This is a genomic window from Streptomyces sp. NBC_01485 (assembly GCF_036227125.1).
Taxonomy (GTDB): domain Bacteria; phylum Actinomycetota; class Actinomycetes; order Streptomycetales; family Streptomycetaceae; genus Streptomyces.
Window position 1 is genome coordinate 2,297,522 of sequence record NZ_CP109435.1, and the last position, 18,602, is coordinate 2,316,123.

Consider the following 18,602-nt stretch of genomic DNA (forward strand, 5'->3'; position numbering starts at 1 on the left):
CGGACAGGGCGAATCGGCCGGAATTCCGCTGTTCCACCCGCCAAGTACCGCTCTGCATTACCTCGTGTCATAACAAGAACATCACAGCCTTGGTCAGACCCTCCTCCCCGATACCCCACCCGCTTAGAGTCACGCCCAGTCACCGCGCGGCTGGAAAACCCCCTTCGGCTCAGCGCAGTACTCGGCCCCTTCCAGGGGGGAGGGCCGCCCAGGGAAAGGACTGGAACGTGCGTCAACGTTCGCTCATCGCCATAACCGCCGCGCTGTCCGCCGGAGCACTCACCCTCACCGCCTGCGGATCGCGCGACAGCGGCGACAAGGGCTCCGACAGCGGCGGCACCACCGTCACCATCGGTGTCGACGCCCCGCTGACCGGCGACCTGTCCGCCATGGGCCTCGGCATCAAGAACTCGGCCGACCTGGCGGTCAAGAACGCCAACAAGCAGAAGTACGTCGACGGCGTCACCTTCAAGATCGAGGCCAAGGACGACCAGGCCCAGCCCTCCGCCGGCCAGCAGAACGCCGCCGCCCTGGTCGCCGACAAGAGCGTCCTCGGTGTCGTAGGCCCGCTGAACTCCTCCGTCGCCGAGTCGATGCAGAAGGTCTTCGACGACGCCAAGCTCGTCGAGATCTCCCCCGCCAACACCGGCCCGTCCCTCACCCAGGGCGCCGACTGGCAGACCAAGAAGGTGCGCGGCTACAAGTCGTACTTCCGCACCGCGACCACGGACGCCATCCAGGGCCCGTTCGCCGCGCAGTACGTCTTCAACGACGCCAAGAAGAAGAAGGTCTTCGTCATCGACGACAAGAAGACCTACGGCGCGGGCCTCGCCGGCACCTTCACCGAGGAGTTCAAGAAGCTCGGCGGCACCGTCGTCGGCACCCAGCACATCAACCCGGACACCAAGGACTTCTCCGCGGTCGCCACCGAGGTCAAGAACTCCGGCGCCGACGTCGTCTACTACGGCGGCGAATACCCGCAGGCCGGCCCCCTCAGCAAGCAGATCAAGGCCGCCGGCGCCAAGATCCCGCTGGTCGGCGGTGACGGCATCAACTCCGCCGACTACATCCCGCTCGCCGGCGCCAGCGCCACCGGTGACCTCTCCACCTCCGTCGGCGCCCCGGTCGAGGAGCTCCCCTCCGCCAAGACGTTCGTCGCCGACTACAAGGCCGCCGGCTACAAGGACGCGTACTCCGCTTACGGCGGCTACGCCTACGACTCCGCCTGGGCCATCATCGAGGCCGTCAAGAAGGTCGTCGCCGACAACGGCGGCAAGCTGCCCGACGACGCCCGCGCCAAGATCACCGCCGCGGTCCAGAACGTCTCCTTCGACGGCGTCACCGGCAAGGTCGCCTTCGACGAGTACGGCGACGCCACCAACAAGCAGCTCACCGTCTACGCGGTCGAGAACGGTGCCTGGAAGGCCGTCAAGTCCGGCACCTTCGCCGGCTGACCCACACCCGCACCACAGCTGAGCCGCGCGGGGCGCGTACCACAGGCGCCCCGCGCGGACTCGCATCCGGCCCCCCGTCGAAACATCCGAACGTCTCGGAGGACATGCGGTGAACGAACTGCCGCAGCAGCTGGTCAACGGCCTGCTACTGGGATCCATGTACGGGCTGGTCGCCATCGGCTACACAATGGTCTATGGCATTGTCCAGCTCATCAACTTCGCCCACGGCGAGATCTTCATGACCGGAGCGTTCGGCGCTCTCACGGTCTACCTGTACATCCTGCCCGACGGCACATCCATGGCGATCGCCCTGCCACTGATGCTCGTCGGAGCGGTCATGGTCTCCGTCACCATCGCCGTGGGAGCGGAACGTTTCGCCTACCGCCCCCTCCGCACAGCACCACGCCTCGCCCCGCTCATCACCGCCATCGGCCTCTCCCTCGCCCTCCAGCAGGCCGTCTGGGCCTGGTACCCCAAGGCGACGTCCGCCCTCGTCTTCCCCCAGATCGACGGCGGCCCCTTCAACATCGGCAACGTCACCATCCAGACCGGTGACATCTTCCTGCTGATCGCCGCCCCCGTCAGCATGGGCATCCTCGCCTACTTCGTCATGAAGACCCGCACCGGACGCGGCATGCAGGCCACCGCCCAGGACCCCGACACCGCCAAACTCATGGGTGTCAACACCGACCGCATCATCGTGATCGCCTTCGCCCTCGGCGCGACCTTCGCCGCCGTCGGAGCCGTCGCCTACGGCCTCAAGTACGGCCAGATCTCCTTCACGATGGGCTTCATCCTCGGCCTCAAGGCCTTCACCGCGGCCGTCCTCGGTGGCATCGGCAACATCTACGGGGCCATGATCGGCGGCGTCGTCCTCGGCATCGCCGAAACCATCGCCACCGCCTACATCGCCGACATCCCCGGCATGGACAAGTTCGGCAGCCAGTCCTGGGCCGACGTCTGGGCCTTCGTACTCCTCATCCTCGTGCTCCTGCTGCGGCCCCAGGGCCTGCTCGGCGAGCGCGTCGCTGACAGGGCGTGACACCGATGACGACACAGACCACCACCCCCGAAGCGCTCACCAAGACCGCTTCCCCGCACGCCGGACTCATCGGCATCCCCGAGAACGTCGGCCGCGCCCTCGCCACCGGCGGCGGCATCCTCACCATCATCTCCGCCTTCCTCGCCTGGACCTGGACCTCCGCCTTCCCCGGCGACCTCACCGTCTACGGCTACCCCGGCGGCCTCCAGGTCCTCGTCCTCATCGGCGGCGCCCTCACCACCCTCTTCGCCCTCGCCTCCTACGGCATCAAGGGCCTCGGCTGGCTCATCCCCGCCGGCGCCGACGGCGCCGTCAAGTTCGCCGCCCTCGCCACCTTCGCCACCGCCTGGTACACGGTCATCTCGATCAGCGCCGACCTCGGCGGCATCGTCAACCTCGAAGCCGGCGGCTACCTCGTCGCCATAGGCAGCCTCGCCGCCTTCCTCGGCGCCCTCGCCCTGCCCTTCACCCACCCCGAGCCCGACCCGATCGACCCCGACGACACGTCGTGGGAGCACTCCAAGCACAAGGCCGCCCACCAGTGGGCCACCGTCAAGGCCGCCTTCGGCTCCGGCACCGCCCGCCCCGTCGGCAAGCTCCCCTCCTACGCCGAGATCCTCATCATCGTCGCCGTCCTCGGCCTCGGCCTCACCGTCTTCACCTACGGCATCGGCACCGAGTACGACGAACTGTTCGTCGGCTTCCTCATCACCACCGGCTTCAGCTTCGCCGCACTCAACAAGTGCGGCCTCGTCGCCCAAGCCAGCACGATCACCGCACGACACCAGAACATCACCATCTGCGGCGCCTTCGTCACCGCGGCCCTCTTCCCCTTCACCCAGACCGACGACCAGTACGCGACCCTCGGCGTCTACATCCTCATCTTCGCCACCGTCGCCCTCGGCCTGAACATCGTCGTCGGCCTCGCCGGCCTCCTCGACCTCGGCTACGTCGCCTTCCTCGGCGTCGGCGCCTACGCCGCCGCCATGGTCTCCGGCGCCCCCAGCTCCCCCTTCGACGTGCACTTCCCCTTCTGGGCAGCCGCACTCGTCGGCGCCGGCGCATCCCTCGTCTTCGGCGTCCTCATCGGCGCCCCGACCCTGCGACTGCGCGGCGACTATCTCGCCATCGTCACCCTCGGCTTCGGCGAGATCTTCCGCATCACCGCCAACAACCTCGACGGCACCTCCGGCCCCGACATCACCAACGGCTCCAACGGCATCTCCTCCATCCCGAACCTCGACGTCCTCGGGTTCGACTTCGGAGCCATCCACGACATCGCCGGCATCAACATCGGGCGCTTCGCCAACTACTTCTTCCTGATGCTGATCATCACCGCCATCGTCGTCCTCGTCTTCCGACGCAGCGGCAACTCCCGCATCGGCCGCGCCTGGGTCGCCATCCGCGAGGACGAGACCGCCGCCCTCGCCATGGGCATCAACGGCTTCCGCGTCAAACTCATCGCCTTCGCCGTCGGTGCCTCCCTCGCCGGCCTCGCCGGCACCGTCCAGGCCCACGTGACCTACACCGTCACCCCCGAGCAGTACCTCTTCGCCGGCCCCATCCCGCCCAACTCCGCCTTCCTCCTCGCCGCAGTCGTCCTCGGCGGCATGGGCACCATCGGCGGACCCCTCATCGGCGCCTCACTGCTCTTCCTCATCCCCAACAAACTCCAGTTCCTCGGCGACTACCAGCTCTTCGCCTTCGGCCTCGCACTCATCCTGCTGATGCGCTTCCGCCCCGAAGGGCTCATCCCCAACCGGCGCCGCCAGCTCGAGTTCCACGAGGAGGCGGAAGCACCCACCGTCCTCACGAAGGCAGGGGCCTGACCACCATGACCACCGACACCACCACCAAGACCGCCCCCGCCCCCGTCGGCGAAACGGTGCTCGACGCCCGCGGCGTCACCATGCGCTTCGGCGGCCTCACCGCCGTCCGCAACGTCAACCTCACCGTCAACAGCGGCGAGATCGTCGGCCTCATCGGCCCCAACGGCGCCGGCAAGACCACCTTCTTCAACTGCCTCACCGGCCTCTACATCCCCACCGAAGGCGAAGTCCGCTTCAAGGGCAACGTCCTGCCCCCCAAGTCCTTCAAGGTCACCGCCGCCGGCATCGCCCGCACCTTCCAGAACATCCGTCTGTTCGCCAACATGACGGTCCTGGAAAACGTCCTCGTCGGCCGCCACACCCGCACCAAGGAAGGCTTCTGGTCGGCCGTCCTGCGCCTCCCCGCCTTCCACCGGGCCGAAGCCGCCTCCCGCGAACGCGCCATGGAACTCCTGGCGTTCGTCGGCCTCGACAAGAAGGCCGACCACCTCGCACGCAACCTGCCCTACGGCGAACAGCGCAAGCTGGAGATCGCCCGAGCACTCGCGAGCGAACCCGGCCTGCTCCTCCTGGACGAGCCCACCGCCGGCATGAACCCGCAGGAAACCCGCGCGACGGAGGAGCTCGTCTTCGCCATCCGCGACCAGGGCATCGCCGTCCTCGTCATCGAGCACGACATGCGCTTCATCTTCAACCTCTGCGACCGCGTCGCCGTCCTCGTCCAGGGCGAGAAGCTCGTCGAAGGCGACAGCGCCACCGTCCAGGGAGACGAGCGCGTCGTCGCCGCCTACCTCGGCGAACCCTTCGAAAACGCCCCCGGCGACGAAGAGCTCGCCGAAGTCGAGGCCGCCGAAGCGCACGCCGCGGGCGCCGACACCCCGACGGACGCCGCGCCCGGCAAGGAGAACGACCGATGACCGCACTGCTCGAAGTCGAGGACCTCCGAGTCGCCTACGGCAAGATCGAAGCCGTCAAAGGCATCTCGTTCAAGGTCGAGGCAGGCGAGGTCGTCACCCTCGTCGGCACCAACGGCGCCGGCAAGACGACCACCCTGCGCACCCTCTCCGGGCTCCTCAAGCCCGTCGGCGGCCAGATCAAGTTCAACGGCAAATCGCTGAAGAAGATCCCCGCCTACAACATCGTCTCCCTCGGGCTCGCCCACTCCCCCGAGGGGCGGCACATCTTCCCCCGCATGACGATCGAGGACAACCTCCGCCTCGGCGCCTTCCTCCGCAGCGACAAGGCAGGCATCGAGAAGGACATCCAGCGCGCCTACGACCTCTTCCCCATCCTGGGCGAACGTCGCAAGCAGGCCGCGGGCACCCTCTCGGGCGGCGAGCAGCAGATGCTGGCCATGGGCCGCGCGCTCATGTCCCAGCCGAAACTGCTCATGCTGGACGAGCCCTCCATGGGCCTGTCCCCCATCATGATGCAGAAGATCATGGCCACCATCGCCGAGCTCAAGTCCCAGGGCATGACGATCCTGCTCATCGAGCAGAACGCCCAGGCGGCCCTTTCGCTCGCCGACCACGGCCACGTCATGGAGATCGGCAAGATCGTGCTCTCCGGCACGGGCCAGGACCTGCTCCACGACGAGTCCGTCCGCAAGGCGTACCTCGGCGAGGACTGAGTACCACCCGGTCCTCCTACGGCAACGAGGCCCGCGCCCCTTCTCCGGGCGCGGGCCTCGTCGTGCGTGTGAGGAGGTAGGGGGCGTAGGGACTATCCCTTGTTCGCCTTCTTCTCGTCGGCGTCCTGGATGACGGCCTCCGCGACCTGCTGCATGGACATACGGCGGTCCATCGACGTCTTCTGGATCCACCGGAACGCGGCCGGCTCCGTCAGCCCGTACTCCGTCTGAAGGATCGACTTCGCGCGGTCGACCAGCTTGCGGGTCTCCAGGCGCAGCGTGAGGTCCGCGACCTCGTTCTCCAGTTCCTTCAGCTCGGTGAACCGGGAAACGGCCATCTCGATCGCCGGGACGACGTCACTCTTGCTGAACGGCTTCACGAGGTAGGCCATGGCCCCTGCGTCGCGGGCACGCTCGACGAGGTCGCGCTGCGAGAAGGCGGTGAGCATGAGGACGGGGGCGATCCGCTCCTCTGCGATCTTCTCGGCCGCCGAGATGCCGTCCAGCTTGGGCATCTTCACGTCGAGGATGACGAGGTCCGGCCTGTGCTCACGGGCGAGCTCGACGGCCTGCTCACCGTCACCGGCCTCACCGACGACGCTGTAGCCCTCCTCCTCCAGCATCTCTTTGAGGTCGAGCCGGATCAGGGCCTCGTCCTCGGCGATGACGACACGGGTCGTCAGCGGAGGCACGTGCGACTTGTCGTCGTCGGGCGCGTCTACGGGCTGGGGCGACTCGGGGGCGGTCACGGGGGCTCCTTGTTGCGGGCCGGGCAGGTGCTGCTCCCTTAGAGCCTACCTAGCTGCGGCACGGCATGGTCACCCGGTACACTCCTCTTGGGTTGGCCAACCGGGTTGGCGGAATGGCAGACGCAGATGTCTCAAACACATCTGTCCGAAAGGACGTGCGGGTTCGAATCCCGCACCCGGTACCAATAAGCGGAGGATCACGTTCGCGTGGTCTTCCGCTTTTTGCTGCGCACGGTCGCGGCCAGTCACGCAACGTGTTCGCATGAACTTTCATGGCACCGAGGTTCGACAGAAGGCTCTCACTCTCCTGCGCGACGGCGTAAGCAACGCCGCCGTGGCCCGCGGCCTCAACGTTCCGCTGGGAACAGTCGGCTATTGGAAGCACATGGACCGCGCGAAACGCGGCGAGTGTCCTGGCGCGCATGACCCAAAGTGCCACCGGTGCGACGGGCGAGAGCTCGACGAGCCCGCGTATAGCTACCTCCTCGGCCTCTACCTTGGCGACGGCCACATCAGCCACTACTCCGAGCACCGCGTGCCGAACCTCATGATCACCTGCACCGAATCATGGTCCGGTCTCATGGACGAGTGCGAGCGAGCCATGCGCGCAGTCTTCCCCGACAACTCCGTGTGCCGCGTCCGCAGAACCGGGTGCCGCAACGTCAAGGTCTACTCGAAGCACCTGCACTGCCTGTTCCCCCAGCATGGCCCCGGCAAGAAGCACGAGCGTCTCATCGCCCTGGACCCCTGGCAGCAAGCCGTCGTCGACGCGCACCCCTGGGAGTTCATCCGCGGCCTCATCCACTCCGATGGATGCCGCATCACGAACTGGACCACCCGCATGGTCGCCGGTGAGCGCAAGCGCTACGAATACCCCCGCTACTTCTTCGCCAACAAGTCGGACGACATTCGGCGGCTCTTCACCGACACCCTCGACAAAGTAGGCGTCGAGTGGACCACGCTCGCTCGCGGCAGCGACCCCTTCAACATCTCCATCGCCCGCAAAGCCTCCGTCGCCCTGCTCGACACCCACGTAGGCCCCAAGTACTAACCCCCGCCCCCTACTCGGGACTGTCGTCCTCTCCGATGTGGTGTACGCGGACCAGGTTCGTCGAGCCCGACACCCCCGGAGGAGAACCGGCGGTAATCACCACCACGTCGCCCTTCTGGCACCGCCCGTACTTCAGCAGCAGCTCGTCCACCTGGTCGACCATCCCGTCCGTGGAGTCCGCCTGCGGGCCGAGGAAGGTCTCCACGCCCCAGGTCAGGTTCAGTTGGGAGCGAGTCGCCGGTTCCGGGGTGAAGGCCAGGAGGGGGATCGGGGAGCGGTAGCGGGACAGGCGGCGTACCGTGTCGCCGCTCTGGGTGAAGGCGACCAGGAACTTCGCGTCGAGGAAGTCGCCGATCTCGGCCGCGACCCGGGCGACCGCGCCGCCGTGGGTGCGGGGCTTGTTGCTTTCGGTCAGTTCGGGCAGGCCCTTGGCGAGCATGTCCTCCTCCGCCGCTTCCACGATCTTGGCCATCGTGCGGACGGTCTGGATCGCGTACTTGCCCACGCTCGTCTCGCCGGACAGCATCACCGCGTCGGTGCCGTCGATGACCGCGTTGGCGACGTCGCTCGCCTCCGCCCTCGTCGGGCGGGAGTTCTCGATCATGGAGTCGAGCATCTGTGTGGCGACGATGACCGGCTTGGCGTTGCGTTTGGCGAGTTTGACGGCGCGTTTTTGGACGAGGGGGACCTGTTCCAGCGGCATTTCGACGCCGAGGTCGCCGCGCGCCACCATGATTCCGTCGAAGGCGGCGACGATGCCCTCGATGTTCTCGACGGCCTGGGGTTTCTCGATCTTGGCGATGACCGGCAGGCGGCGGCCCTCTTCGTCCATGATGCGGTGGACGTCCTCGATGTCCTTGCCGCTGCGTACGAAGGACAGGGCGATGATGTCGCAGCCGGTGCGGAGTGCCCAGCGCAGGTCGGCTTCGTCCTTGTCCGAGAGGGCGGGGACGGAGACGGCCACGCCCGGGAGGTTGAGGCCTTTGTGGTCGGAGATGACGCCGCCTTCGACGACGCGTGTGTGGACGCGGGGGCCGTCGACTGCGGTCACCTGGAGGCAGACCTTGCCGTCGTCGACGAGGATGCGTTCGCCGGGGGTGACGTCGTGTGCCAGGCCGGCGTATGTCGTGCCGCACTGGCGGCGGTCGCCTTCGACGCCTTCCTCCACGGTGATGGTGAAGGTGTCGTCGCGTTCAAGGAGTACGGGGCCTTCGGTGAAGTGGCCGAGGCGGATCTTCGGGCCCTGAAGGTCGGCGAGGAGGCCGACGCTGTGGCCGGTCTCGTCGGAGGCCTTGCGTACGCGGTGGTAGCGCTCCTCGTGTTCGGCGTGGCTGCCGTGGCTGAGGTTGAGGCGGGCGACGTCCATTCCGGCGTCGACCAGGGCTTTGATCTGGTCGTACGAGTCGGTGGCGGGGCCCAGAGTGCAGACGATTTTCGCTCGGCGCATGGTTCGAGCCTAGGGCTTACCGGCGGGTAGGGAATTAGCGGCACATGGCTGCTCAACAACCTTTGCGTGAAGGGTTGTTGACAAGTAATAAATTGTGCGGGCCGGTGCTCTGATGAGCGTTTTTCCGAATGGGTTAATTCATGGAACTCAGAGGCGGGGCGGATTCATCGTGAACTGTGCGCTGACTTCGGCGCGGATCTGGATGCGTTGTGGTTCGAGGTCGAGGGGTTCGGGGGCGGCGGATTCGGTTTCCGCGGCGGCCATGGAGAAGCGGACGGCGCGGCGGTCGAAGCCGGCTCGGGGGTGGCCGCCGGGGGTGGCGGTGTCGGCGAGTTCGAGGAGGGCGGCCACGGTGGTGTCCAGTGCTGCGGCGTATTCCTTGGCGCGTTGTACGGCTTCTCGTACGGCTTGCCGGCGGGCTTGGCGGTGGACGGGTGAGCTGGGGCGCAGTTCCCACCAGGGGCCGTCGATGCGGGTGAGGTCGAGGTCGGCGAGGCGGGTGGTGAGTTCACCGAGGGTGGTGAAGTCGGTGAGTTCGGCGGTGAGGTGGACGGTGCCGTGGTGGGTGCGGACGCGTTCGCCTCTGCCGCGGTGGCCGAGTTCGGGGGTGATGGACAGTGCGCCGGTGGAGAGGTTCTCCACTGCGTCGCCGTAGGACTTGACGAGTTCGATGACGGTGGCGTTGCGGCGGGTGAGGTCGTCGAGGGTGGTGCGGCGGTCTTTGCCGCGGGCGGTGACGGTGATGCCGATGCGGGCGATCTCGGGGTCGACTTCGAGTTCGGCCTCGCCGCGGACTGTGAGGAGGGGGGCGTCGGGGGTGCCGTACGGGGGAATTCGCGGGGAGGTCATGCGTCCCACCTTGTCATGGTTTTCCCTGTTCAGGGGCCTGAATCGACCATGGTGGTCACCAGATCGAAACCTCCTGGACCTGTTGCCGTCGGGCTTGGCCGGGGCAGAATCTACGCGCGTCGTTGACCATTCCCCAAGGAGCACGAGACATGCCTTTGAACCGCCGGAAGTTCCTGAAGAAGTCCGCCGTGACCGGGGCGGGGGTGGCGATCGCGGGCGCGGCCGTGGCTCCGTCGGCGCAGGCCGCGGAGGTGAGGAAGCCGGTCGGGAAGCCGGTCAAGCAGCCGAAGCGGTATGCGCTGACCGTGCTGGGGACGACGGACCTTCATGGTCATGTCTTCAACTGGGACTACTTCAAGGACGCGGAGTACAAGGACGCGGCGGGCAACGCGCAGGGGCTGGCGCGTATCTCGACGCTGGTGAACCAGATCCGTGAGGAGAAGGGGCGCGAGAACACGCTGCTGCTGGACGCGGGCGACACGATCCAGGGCACGCCGCTGACGTACTACTACGCGAAGGTGGATCCGATCACCGCCAAGGGTGGTCCGGTGCATCCGATGGCGCAGGCGATGAACGCGATCGGGTATGACGCGGCGGCGCTGGGCAACCACGAGTTCAACTACGGTATCGAGACGCTGCGGAAGTTCGAGTCGCAGTTGCGTTTCCCGCTGCTGGGTGCGAACGCGGTGGACGCGAAGACGCTGAAGCCGGCCTTCCAGCCCTACGTCATGAAGACGTTCTGTGTGAAGGGCGCGCCGCCGGTGAAGGTGGCGGTGCTCGGGCTGACGAATCCGGGTATCGCGATCTGGGACAAGGCGTATGTGCAGGGCAAGCTGGCGTTCCCGGGGCTGGAGGAGCAGGCGGCGAAGTGGGTGCCGAAGCTGAAGTCGCTGGGTGCAGATGTGGTGATCGTGTCGGCGCACTCGGGTTCGTCGGGTACGTCGTCGTACGGTGACCAGTTGCCGTATGTGGAGAATTCGGCGGCGCTGGTGGCGCAGCAGGTGCCGGACATCGACGCGATTCTGGTCGGGCACGCGCATGTGGAGATTCCCGAGCTGAAGGTGACGAACGCGAAGACGGGCCGGACGGTTGTCCTGTCGGAGCCGTTGGCGTATGCGGAGCGGCTGTCGGTGTTCGATGTGGAGCTGGTGTTCGAGAAGGGGAGGTGGGTCGTCGAGTCCGTTTCCTCGAAGGTGCTGAACTCCAACTCGGTGGCGGACGACCCGAAGATCACGAAGTTGCTGGGTGACGAGCACGCGAAGGTCGTGAAGTACGTCAACCAGGTGGTCGGTACGGCGACGGAGACGTTGACGACGGTCGAGGCGCGGTACAAGGACGCTGCGATCATCGACCTGATCACGAGGGTGCAGGAGGACGTCGTCAGGGCGGCGCTGGCGGGTACGTCGTATGCGTCGCTGCCGGTGATCGCGCAGGCTTCGCCGTTCTCGCGGACTTCGGAGATCCCGGCGGGGAAGGTGACGATCCGGGATCTGTCGAGTCTGTACGTGTACGACAACACGCTGGTCGCGAAGTTGCTGACGGGTGCGCAGCTCCGGGCGTACCTGGAGTTCTCGGCGCAGTACTTCGTGCAGACGGCGGCGGACGCGGTCGTCGACACGGAGAAGCTGACGAACGCTGGCAACCGGCCGGACTACAACTACGACTATGTGTCGGGTCTGGCGTACGAGATCGACATCGCGCAGGCTGCGGGTTCGCGGATCAAGAACGTGACGTACAACGGTGTGGCGTTGGACGACGCGCAGCAGTTCGTGTTCGCGGTGAACAACTACCGGGCCAATGGCGGCGGTGCGTTCCCGCATGTGGCGGCGGCGCAGGAGCTGTGGGCGGAGTCGACGGAGATCCGGACGCGGATCGCGGAGTGGGTGACGGCGAAGGGTGTGCTGGAGCCGAAGGAGTTCGCGTCGGTGGACTGGAAGCTGACGCGGAACGGGACGCCGGTGTTCTAGGGCGCGTCATGCGCTGTGGTTCAGCACCGTTTTCTGCCAGAGGGCCGTCGCTTCCTCGGCGGCTCCTGGTGCGGTGAGCAGCAACGGGGTGTTGTGGGGCGGGAGTTGTGGGATGGCCACGGCTCCCGCCTCTGTTGCGATGAGCAGGGGTGGCAGGCCGTCGACGGGGTGGAATTCGCCGATGGCGGCCGCGGTGGCGCGGCCTGCGGCGACTTGGGCCAGGGACAGGGCTGTTGAGCCCATGATCCGTACGGTGCAGTGGCGGGTGGCGAGTTCGCGCAGGAGGTGGTCCATGCCGGGCCAGTGGGCGTGGGCGGCCCATTCGGTGAGGAAGACGTGGCCGGTGAGGGTGGAGTGGGCGGCGGCGTGGATGGGGTGGCCGTTGAGGTGGGCGCCGCCGCCCCGGGTGGCGGTGAAGATCTCCTGTCGCCAGGGGTCGGCGACGACGCCCAGCAGTGGTTCGCCCTGTGGGGTGGCCAGGCCCAGGGAGAACGAGCACCAGCCGATGCCGTGGGCGTAGTTGGTGGTGCCGTCGACGGGGTCGATGAGCCAGTGCGGGGCGCCCGGGGTGCCTGCGTGGACGCCGTGTTCCTCGCCTTCGACGCCGTACTCGGGGAACTCGCGGCGCAGGACGGTGCGGACGTGTGTCTCGACCGCTTCGTCGGTGGCGGTGACGATGTCGGCGGGGCCGTCCTTCTCGCGGACGTCGCTGACGTCGCCGATGGCGCGTGGGCGGCGGATGCGTCGGGTGGCCCACTCGGCGAGTTCCGTCGCGATCGTCAGTTCCCGGTCCATCTGCCTGCCACCGCCGCTGTCGCTGTCCTGCCGTCCGTCGCGGATCATCGTACGGGTCGGCGCTTTGAGTTCTTTCAGTCCTTGAGGCGTACGAAGGTGCCGCGTTGTGCGCCGATGGTGGGGCTGCCTGTCTGGCGGGGGACGGTCGGTTGGAGGCCGAAGGTGGTGAAGGCGGTGCGGGTGGGGAGGGGGTAGGTCTCTTTGGCGGTGAGGGTGTTGAGGATGGTGGCGCTGCGCCAGGCGGCGAGGCCGAGGTCGGGGGCGCCTACGCCGTGGGTGTGGCGTTCGGCGTTCTGGAGGTAGACGTTGCAGCCGGTGGCGGTGACGGAGGGGTCGAGGACGAGGCGGAAGTGTTCGTCGATGCGGGGGCGTTCGCTGTGGTCGCGGCGGATGTAGGGGTCGAGGCCGGCGAGGAGTGGTTCGAGGGGGCGTTCGCGGTGGCCGGTGGCGAGGACGACGGCGTCGGTGGTGAGGCGGCTGCGGGTGTTCTGCTGGATGTGTTCGAGGTGGAGTTCGATTTTGGTGGTGGCGATGCGGCCTGCGGTGCGGACGCGGACGCCGGGGGTGAGGACGGCGTCGGGCCAGCCGCCGTGCAGGGTGCGGCGGTAGAGCTCGTCGTGGATGGCGGCGAGGGTGTCGGCGTCGATGCCTTTGTGGAGTTGCCATTGGGCGCCGACGACGCGGTCGCGGGTGTTTTCGGGGAGGGCGTGGAAGTAGCGGGTGTAGTCGGGGGTGAAGTGTTCGAGGCCGAGTTTGGAGTACTCCATGGGGGCGAAGGCCTCGGTGCGGCCGATCCAGTGGAGTTGTTCGCGGCCGGTGGGGCGGTGGCGCAGGAGGTCTAGGAAGACTTCGGCGCCGGACTGTCCGGAGCCGACGACGGTGACGTGGCCGGCGGTGAGGAGGGTGTCGCGGTGGGCGAGGTAGTCGGTGGCGTGGACGACGGGGACGCCGGGGGCGTCGACGAGGGGGCGCAGGGCGTCGGGGACGTGGGGTTCGGTGCCGATGCCTAGGACGATGTTCCTGGTGTAGGTGCGGCCGAGGGCTTCGGCTTCGCCGTCGGTGTCGAGTTGGGTGAAGTCGACTTCGAAGACGTCGCGTTCGGGGTTCCAGCGGACGGCGTCGGCGTGGTGGCGGAAGTGGAGGCCGGGGAGGTTGTCGGCGACCCAGCGGCAGTAGGTGTCGTATTCGGCGCGCTGGATGTGGAAGCGCTCGGCGAAGTAGAAGGGGTAGAGGCGGTGGTGGGTTTTGAGGTAGTTGAGGAAGGTCCAGGGGCTGGTGGGGTCGGCGAGGGTGACGAGGTCGGCGAGGAAGGGGACCTGGATGCGGGCGCCGTCGATGAGGAGGCCGGGGTGCCAGTCGAAGCGGGGGCGTTGTTCGTAGAAGACGGTGTCGAGTTCGGCGAGGGGGTGGGCGAGGGCGGCGAGGGAGAGGTTGCAGGGGCCGATGCCGATGCCGACGAGGTCGCGGGGGGTGTCGGTGTCGCGGGGGGTTGGGGGGTGCGTGTTCGGGTGCGGGGGCGTGGTCATGCGGGGGTGTTTCCTTCCACCAGTTCCAGGAGGGCGGCCAGGTCGTCGGGCCGGGTGTGGGGGTTGAGGAGGGTGGTCTTGAGCCAGAGCCGGCCGCCGACGCGGGCGCGGCCGAGGACGGCGCGGCCGTCGGTGAGGAGGCGGCGGCGTATCTCGGCGACGGCGGGGTCGGTGGCGCCCGTGGGGCGGAAGAGGACGGTGCTGATGGTGGGCGGGGCGTGGAGTTCGAGGCCGGGGTGTGCGGTGACGAGGTCGGCGAACTCGTGGGCGTGGGCGCAGACCTGGTCGACGAGGGCGCCGAGGCCGGTGCGGCCGAGGGTTTTGAGGGTGACGGCGATTTTGAGGACGTCGGGGCGTCGGGTGGTGCGCAGGGAGCGGCCGAGGAGGTCGGGGAGGCCGGCTTCGGTGTCGTCGTCGGCGTTGAGGTAGTCGGCGTGGTGGTGGAGGGCGGTGAGGTCGCGGTCGTCGCGGACGGCGAGGAGTCCGGCGGCGACGGGCTGCCAGCCGAGTTTGTGCAGGTCGAGGGTGACGGTGTGGGCGGCGTCGAGACCGGCGAGTCGGGCGCGGTGGCGGTCGCTGAACAGGAGGCCGCCTCCGTAGGCGGCGTCGATGTGGAGGCGGGCGCCGTGGGACGCGCAGATCGCCGCGATCTCGGGGAGGGGGTCGATGAGTCCGGCGTCGGTGGTGCCCGCGGTGGCGGCGACGAGGACGGGGCCGGGGTGGGGGCCGGCGTGGGTGGTGAGGGCCTGGTCGAGGGCGGCGGGGTCGAGGGTGCCGGTGGGGGTGGGCAGGACGACGGGTTCGGGGAGGCCGAGGAGCCAGGCGGCGCGGGGCAGGGAGTGATGGGCGTTCGCTCCGCAGACGAGGCGGAGGGTGGGGCCGTGGGTTTCGCGGGCGAGGAGGAGGGCGAGGTGGTTGGCTTCGGTACCGCCGGTGGTGACGAGGGCGTCGGGGGTGCGGGGTGTGCCGGTTCGCTCTGCCGTGACCGTGGCCGTTGGCTCGGGCTGCCGGGGGGAGGGGGTGAGGTGTGGGGGGCCCGGGCGGGTGGGGCCGTAGACCTCGGCGGCCAGGGCCCGGGTGAGCAGGGCCTCCAGTTCGGAGGCGGCGGGGGCCTGGTCCCAGGAGTCGAGGGACGGGTTGAGGACGGAGACGGCGAGGTCGGCGGCGGTGGCTACGGCGAGGGGCGGGCAGTGCAGGTGGGCGGCGCAGAGGGGGTCCGCGGGGTCGGCGGCGCCTTCGGCGAGTGCGCGGACGAGGGTGCGCAGGGCGTCGGGGTCGCCGTGCTCGGGGAGGACGTCTCCCACGGCGGCCCGGACGTGGGCGGCGACCGCGTCCGGGCCGCCCGCGGGCAGGGGTCCGCCGCGGGCTCGGGCGCCGGCGTCGAGCGCGTCGAGGACGGTTGCGAGCAACGGCCTTAGGGCGTCGGGGCCTTCGGGTCCTGAGGCGAGGGGCGGCATGCTCACGGGGCCTCCTCCGGGGCGCGGGGCGGGTGCCCGCAGCGGGGAGTGCCAGCTTGTCGGGGATTACGGCGGCGCGCCCGAAAAGCCCGACGATCAGAACCCGAAAGGGGTATGCGCAGGTGCTTCTACGGTGGGCGTTGCCGGGGGCTGCCGCCCCCGGACCCCCGCTATCGGCCCTGAAGGGGCCTCGTCCTCAGGCGCCGGACGGGCTGGATTGGTCCCTCACCCTCAACGCCCGTGCCAAGTCGTCCAGTTGGTCGATGAGTTTGCGGCGTAGGGAGGGGGTGGGGGCGGCGGCCGTGAGGCATTGTTCGCCCAGGTGGAGGGTGTCGGGGGTGACGGCGTGGGCGGGGAAGGCCCAGCGGCCGGCGGCGTCGGCGATGGCGGGGCCTCGACGGGCGGCCACGGCGACGGCGTCCTCGTAGAAGCGTGGGACGTACTCGCTGACGAGGTCGGCCTGTTCGGGCTGCCAGAAGCCCTGGGCGGTGGCGGTGAAGAGGTAGTTGGAGAGGTCGTCGCTCTCGAACATGGCCGCCCAGGCGGTGCGCTTGGCGTCCGCGTCGGGGAGGGCGGCGCGGCAGCGGGCTGCGCCCTCCTGGCCGGTGGCGGAGGGGTCGCGGGCGAGTTCGGCGGCGATGGCGGCCTCGTCGGTGGCGCCGAGGACGGCGAGCCGGGCGAGGACGCGCCAGCGCAGGTCGGGGTCGAGTTCGGGGCCGCCGGGGACGGTGCCTTCGGCGAGCCAGGCGTCGATGGTGTCGGGGTGGGCGGCGACGTCGATGAAGTGGCGTACGGCGATGAGGCGCAGGCCGGGGTGGTCGCCGTCCTCGGTGCGGCGGATGAGGTCGCGGCAGAGGGCGGAGAGGGTGGCGAGGGCGGCGGGGCGCTGTTCGGGGGTGAGGTAGCGGTCGGCGACCTGGCCGGCGGCGAAGGCGAGGACGCCTTGGACGAGGGCGAGGTCGGTTTCGCGCGGGAGGTGGGCGCGGGCGGCGTCGAGGTAGGCGGTGGGGGCGAGTTCGCCGTCGCGGACGGCGTCGCGCAGGGCGTTCCAGACGACGGCGCGGGTGAGCGGGCCGGGCAGGCCGGAGAGGCCGGTGCGGACGGTTTCGAAGGAGGCGGGGTCGAAGCGGACCTTGGTGTAGGTGAGGTCGCCGTCGTTGAGGAGGAGCAGGGCGGGGCGCTTGCCGAGGGGCTGGGGTGCGTTCTGCGGGATGTCGACGTCGAGGCGTTCGCGCAGGGTGAGGTGGCGGCCCTCGTCGGCGAGGTCGAGGTCGTAGAGGCCGACGGCGATGCGGTGGGGGCGGCTGCCCTGGTGGGTGACGGTGAGGGTGTGGTCGCCGCCTGAGCCGCTGAGGGTGGGGGTGAGGGTGTCGACGCCGGTGGTGCGCAGCCAGGCGTCGGCCCAGGCGTGTACGTCGCGTTCGGTGTGGGAGGCGAGGGAGTCGATGAAGTCGGCGAGGGTGGCGTTGGCGAACTTGTGGCGGGCGAAGTGGGTGTTGATGCCGGCGAGGAAGTCCTTGTCGCCGAGCCAGGTCACGAGTTGCCGTAGTGCGGAGGCGCCCTTGGCATAGGAGATGCCGTCGAAGTTGAGGAGGGCGGCGGCGGTGTCGTCGACGTTCTCGGGGGCGACGGGGTGGGTGGAGGGGCGCTGGTCGGCGTCGTAGCCCCAGGCCTTGCGGACGACGCCGAAGTCGGTCCAGGTGTCGGTGCCCCTCCATCTGGGGGGTTCCCCCCCAGACCCCCCGGGGCGGACTTCGTTGAGGGTCTGGTAGCCCATGTACTCGGCGAAGGACTCGTTCAGCCAGATGTCGTCCCACCACTGGAGGGTGACGAGGTCGCCGAACCACATGTGGGCCATCTCGTGGGCGATGACCATGGCGCGGGTCTGGCGTTCGGTGTCGGTGACGGCGGAGCGGTAGACGAACTCGTCGCGGAAGGTGACGAGGCCCGGGTTCTCCATGGCGCCGGCGTTGAACTCGGGGACGAACGCCTGGTCGTAGGAGTCGAAGGGGTAGGGCTCGTCGAACTTCTCGTGGTAGCGGTCGTAGCACTGGCGGGTGATCTCGAGCAGTTCGTCGGCGTCCGCGTCGAGGTGGGGGGCGAGGGAGCGGCGGCAGTGGAGGCCGAAGGGCAGGCCTCGGTGTTCGGTGCGGACGGAGTGCCAGGGGCCGGCGGCGACGGCGACGAGGTAGGTGGAGATGAGGGGGGTGGGGGCGGCCTGCCAGCGGCCCTCGCCGAGGTGTTCGGTGATGCCGTTGGCGAGGACGGTCCAGTTCTCGGGGGCCTTGACGGTGAGGGCGAAGACGGCCTTGAGGTCGGGCTGGTCGAAGGCGGCGAAGACGCGCTGGACGTCGTCCATGAAGAGCTGGGTGTAGAGGTACGTCTCGCCGTCGGTGGGGTCGGTGAAGCGGTGCATGCCCTCGCCGGTGCGGGAGTAGCGCATGCTCGCCCGGACGCGCAGTTCGTGTTCGCCGGCGGTGAGGTCGTTCAGGGGGAGCCGGTTGTCGTCCAGGGTCTGCGGGTCGAGGGGCTCGCCGTCGAGGGTGACGGAGTGCAGTGCGGCAGGCCTGACCTCGACGAAGGTGTCCCCGCTGGCGCGCGCCGCGAACCGGATGACGGTGACGGAGTCGAAGGTCTCGTCGCCGGTCGTCAGGTCGAGCTCGATGGTGTAGCTGTGGACGTCGAGGAGCTTGGCACGGCTTTGCGCTGCGTCGCGCGTCAGTACGGACATGAACGACATGCTGCCTGATGCCGCAGGCCAGGCACAGGGGCGGATCGGTACGCGCCCTATGTCCGTTCTCGCGCC

The 18,602-nt window shown here is 68.7% G+C and carries 14 protein-coding genes and 1 tRNA gene; 8 read left to right on the top strand and 7 right to left on the bottom strand.

Features of this window, described 5'->3' with window-relative positions:
- Nucleotides 1–227: 227 nt before the first annotated feature.
- The 5 genes from OG352_RS10625 (at nt 228) to OG352_RS10645 (ending at nt 5,955) form a co-directional block, all read left to right on the top strand.
- On the top strand, nt 228–1,454 hold the full coding sequence (locus OG352_RS10625; protein WP_329216271.1) for a branched-chain amino acid ABC transporter substrate-binding protein: 1,227 nt from the start codon (nt 228–230) through the stop codon (nt 1,452–1,454).
- A gap of 109 nt (nt 1,455–1,563) precedes the next feature.
- Entirely contained in the window at nt 1,564–2,496 is a 933-nt protein-coding gene (locus tag OG352_RS10630) for a branched-chain amino acid ABC transporter permease (protein ID WP_329216273.1), read from the top strand.
- A gap of 5 nt (nt 2,497–2,501) precedes the next feature.
- Nucleotides 2,502–4,325, top strand: a complete 1,824-nt coding sequence (locus OG352_RS10635; RefSeq protein WP_329216275.1) for a branched-chain amino acid ABC transporter permease — start codon at nt 2,502–2,504, stop codon at nt 4,323–4,325.
- A gap of 5 nt (nt 4,326–4,330) precedes the next feature.
- Nucleotides 4,331–5,242, top strand: coding sequence for an ABC transporter ATP-binding protein (locus OG352_RS10640; protein ID WP_329216276.1), 912 nt, complete (start codon nt 4,331–4,333; stop codon nt 5,240–5,242).
- Nucleotides 5,239–5,955 (top strand): ABC transporter ATP-binding protein, encoded by a 717-nt coding sequence (locus OG352_RS10645; RefSeq protein WP_329216277.1) that lies wholly within the window; start codon nt 5,239–5,241, stop codon nt 5,953–5,955. Before OG352_RS10640 ends, OG352_RS10645 begins: the two co-directional genes overlap by 4 nt.
- A 92-nt stretch (nt 5,956–6,047) precedes the next feature.
- Here the strand turns inward: OG352_RS10645 and OG352_RS10650 are convergent, their stop codons facing one another.
- Nucleotides 6,048–6,704 carry an ANTAR domain-containing response regulator gene (locus OG352_RS10650; protein WP_329216278.1) on the bottom strand — a complete coding sequence of 219 codons (657 nt, stop codon included), beginning with the start codon at nt 6,702–6,704 and terminating at the stop codon, nt 6,048–6,050.
- A gap of 99 nt (nt 6,705–6,803) precedes the next feature.
- On the opposite strand from OG352_RS10650, the gene OG352_RS10655 reads away from it, so the two are divergent.
- Nucleotides 6,804–6,889 (top strand) — tRNA-Leu (locus OG352_RS10655).
- Nucleotides 6,890–6,966: 77 nt separating this feature from the next.
- Nucleotides 6,967–7,755: a helix-turn-helix domain-containing protein gene (locus tag OG352_RS10660; protein ID WP_329216279.1), complete on the top strand. Its 789-nt coding sequence runs from the start codon at nt 6,967–6,969 to the stop codon at nt 7,753–7,755.
- Between the two features lie 10 nt (nt 7,756–7,765).
- On the opposite strand, the gene pyk is transcribed toward OG352_RS10660, so the two are convergent.
- On the bottom strand, nt 7,766–9,202 hold the full coding sequence (gene pyk / locus OG352_RS10665; RefSeq protein WP_329216280.1) for a pyruvate kinase: 1,437 nt from the start codon (nt 9,200–9,202) through the stop codon (nt 7,766–7,768).
- Between the two features lie 147 nt (nt 9,203–9,349).
- A complete protein-coding gene (locus OG352_RS10670) occupies nt 9,350–10,051 on the bottom strand; it encodes an SIMPL domain-containing protein (RefSeq protein ID WP_329216281.1) in 702 nt (233 codons plus the stop codon).
- Between the two features lie 149 nt (nt 10,052–10,200).
- On the opposite strand from OG352_RS10670, the gene OG352_RS10675 reads away from it, so the two are divergent.
- Nucleotides 10,201–12,018, top strand: a complete 1,818-nt coding sequence (locus OG352_RS10675) for a bifunctional metallophosphatase/5'-nucleotidase (RefSeq protein ID WP_329216283.1) — start codon at nt 10,201–10,203, stop codon at nt 12,016–12,018.
- A gap of 6 nt (nt 12,019–12,024) precedes the next feature.
- Here the strand turns inward: OG352_RS10675 and OG352_RS10680 are convergent, their stop codons facing one another.
- The 4 genes from OG352_RS10680 to pepN form a co-directional block, all read right to left on the bottom strand.
- On the bottom strand, nt 12,025–12,861 hold the full coding sequence (locus tag OG352_RS10680; protein WP_329216284.1) for an inositol monophosphatase family protein: 837 nt from the start codon (nt 12,859–12,861) through the stop codon (nt 12,025–12,027).
- A gap of 26 nt (nt 12,862–12,887) precedes the next feature.
- Nucleotides 12,888–14,339, bottom strand: a complete 1,452-nt coding sequence (locus OG352_RS10685) for a lysine N(6)-hydroxylase/L-ornithine N(5)-oxygenase family protein (protein WP_329216286.1) — start codon at nt 14,337–14,339, stop codon at nt 12,888–12,890.
- Nucleotides 14,336–15,796 carry a pyridoxal phosphate-dependent decarboxylase family protein gene (locus OG352_RS10690; protein WP_329223785.1) on the bottom strand — a complete coding sequence of 487 codons (1,461 nt, stop codon included), beginning with the start codon at nt 15,794–15,796 and terminating at the stop codon, nt 14,336–14,338. Before OG352_RS10690 ends, OG352_RS10685 begins: the two co-directional genes overlap by 4 nt.
- A gap of 196 nt (nt 15,797–15,992) precedes the next feature.
- Nucleotides 15,993–18,527: an aminopeptidase N gene (pepN, locus tag OG352_RS10695; RefSeq protein WP_329216287.1), complete on the bottom strand. Its 2,535-nt coding sequence runs from the start codon at nt 18,525–18,527 to the stop codon at nt 15,993–15,995.
- Nucleotides 18,528–18,602 lie beyond the last annotated feature (75 nt).

Bases quoted from the DNA above. Each gene is read 5' to 3' on its own strand.
- OG352_RS10640 (WP_329216276.1), top strand. From the start codon at position 4,331: ATGACCACCGACACCACCACCAAGACCGCCCCCGCCCCCGTCGGCGAA.
- OG352_RS10670 (WP_329216281.1), bottom strand. From the start codon at position 10,051: ATGACCTCCCCGCGAATTCCCCCGTACGGCACCCCCGACGCCCCCCTC.
- OG352_RS10660 (WP_329216279.1), top strand. From the start codon at position 6,967: ATGAACTTTCATGGCACCGAGGTTCGACAGAAGGCTCTCACTCTCCTG.
- pyk (WP_329216280.1), bottom strand. From the start codon at position 9,202: ATGCGCCGAGCGAAAATCGTCTGCACTCTGGGCCCCGCCACCGACTCG.
- OG352_RS10680 (WP_329216284.1), bottom strand. From the start codon at position 12,861: ATGATCCGCGACGGACGGCAGGACAGCGACAGCGGCGGTGGCAGGCAG.
- OG352_RS10675 (WP_329216283.1), top strand. From the start codon at position 10,201: ATGCCTTTGAACCGCCGGAAGTTCCTGAAGAAGTCCGCCGTGACCGGG.
- OG352_RS10685 (WP_329216286.1), bottom strand. From the start codon at position 14,339: ATGACCACGCCCCCGCACCCGAACACGCACCCCCCAACCCCCCGCGAC.
- pepN (WP_329216287.1), bottom strand. From the start codon at position 18,527: ATGTCCGTACTGACGCGCGACGCAGCGCAAAGCCGTGCCAAGCTCCTC.
- OG352_RS10635 (WP_329216275.1), top strand. From the start codon at position 2,502: ATGACGACACAGACCACCACCCCCGAAGCGCTCACCAAGACCGCTTCC.
- OG352_RS10645 (WP_329216277.1), top strand. From the start codon at position 5,239: ATGACCGCACTGCTCGAAGTCGAGGACCTCCGAGTCGCCTACGGCAAG.
- OG352_RS10690 (WP_329223785.1), bottom strand. From the start codon at position 15,796: ATGCCGCCCCTCGCCTCAGGACCCGAAGGCCCCGACGCCCTAAGGCCG.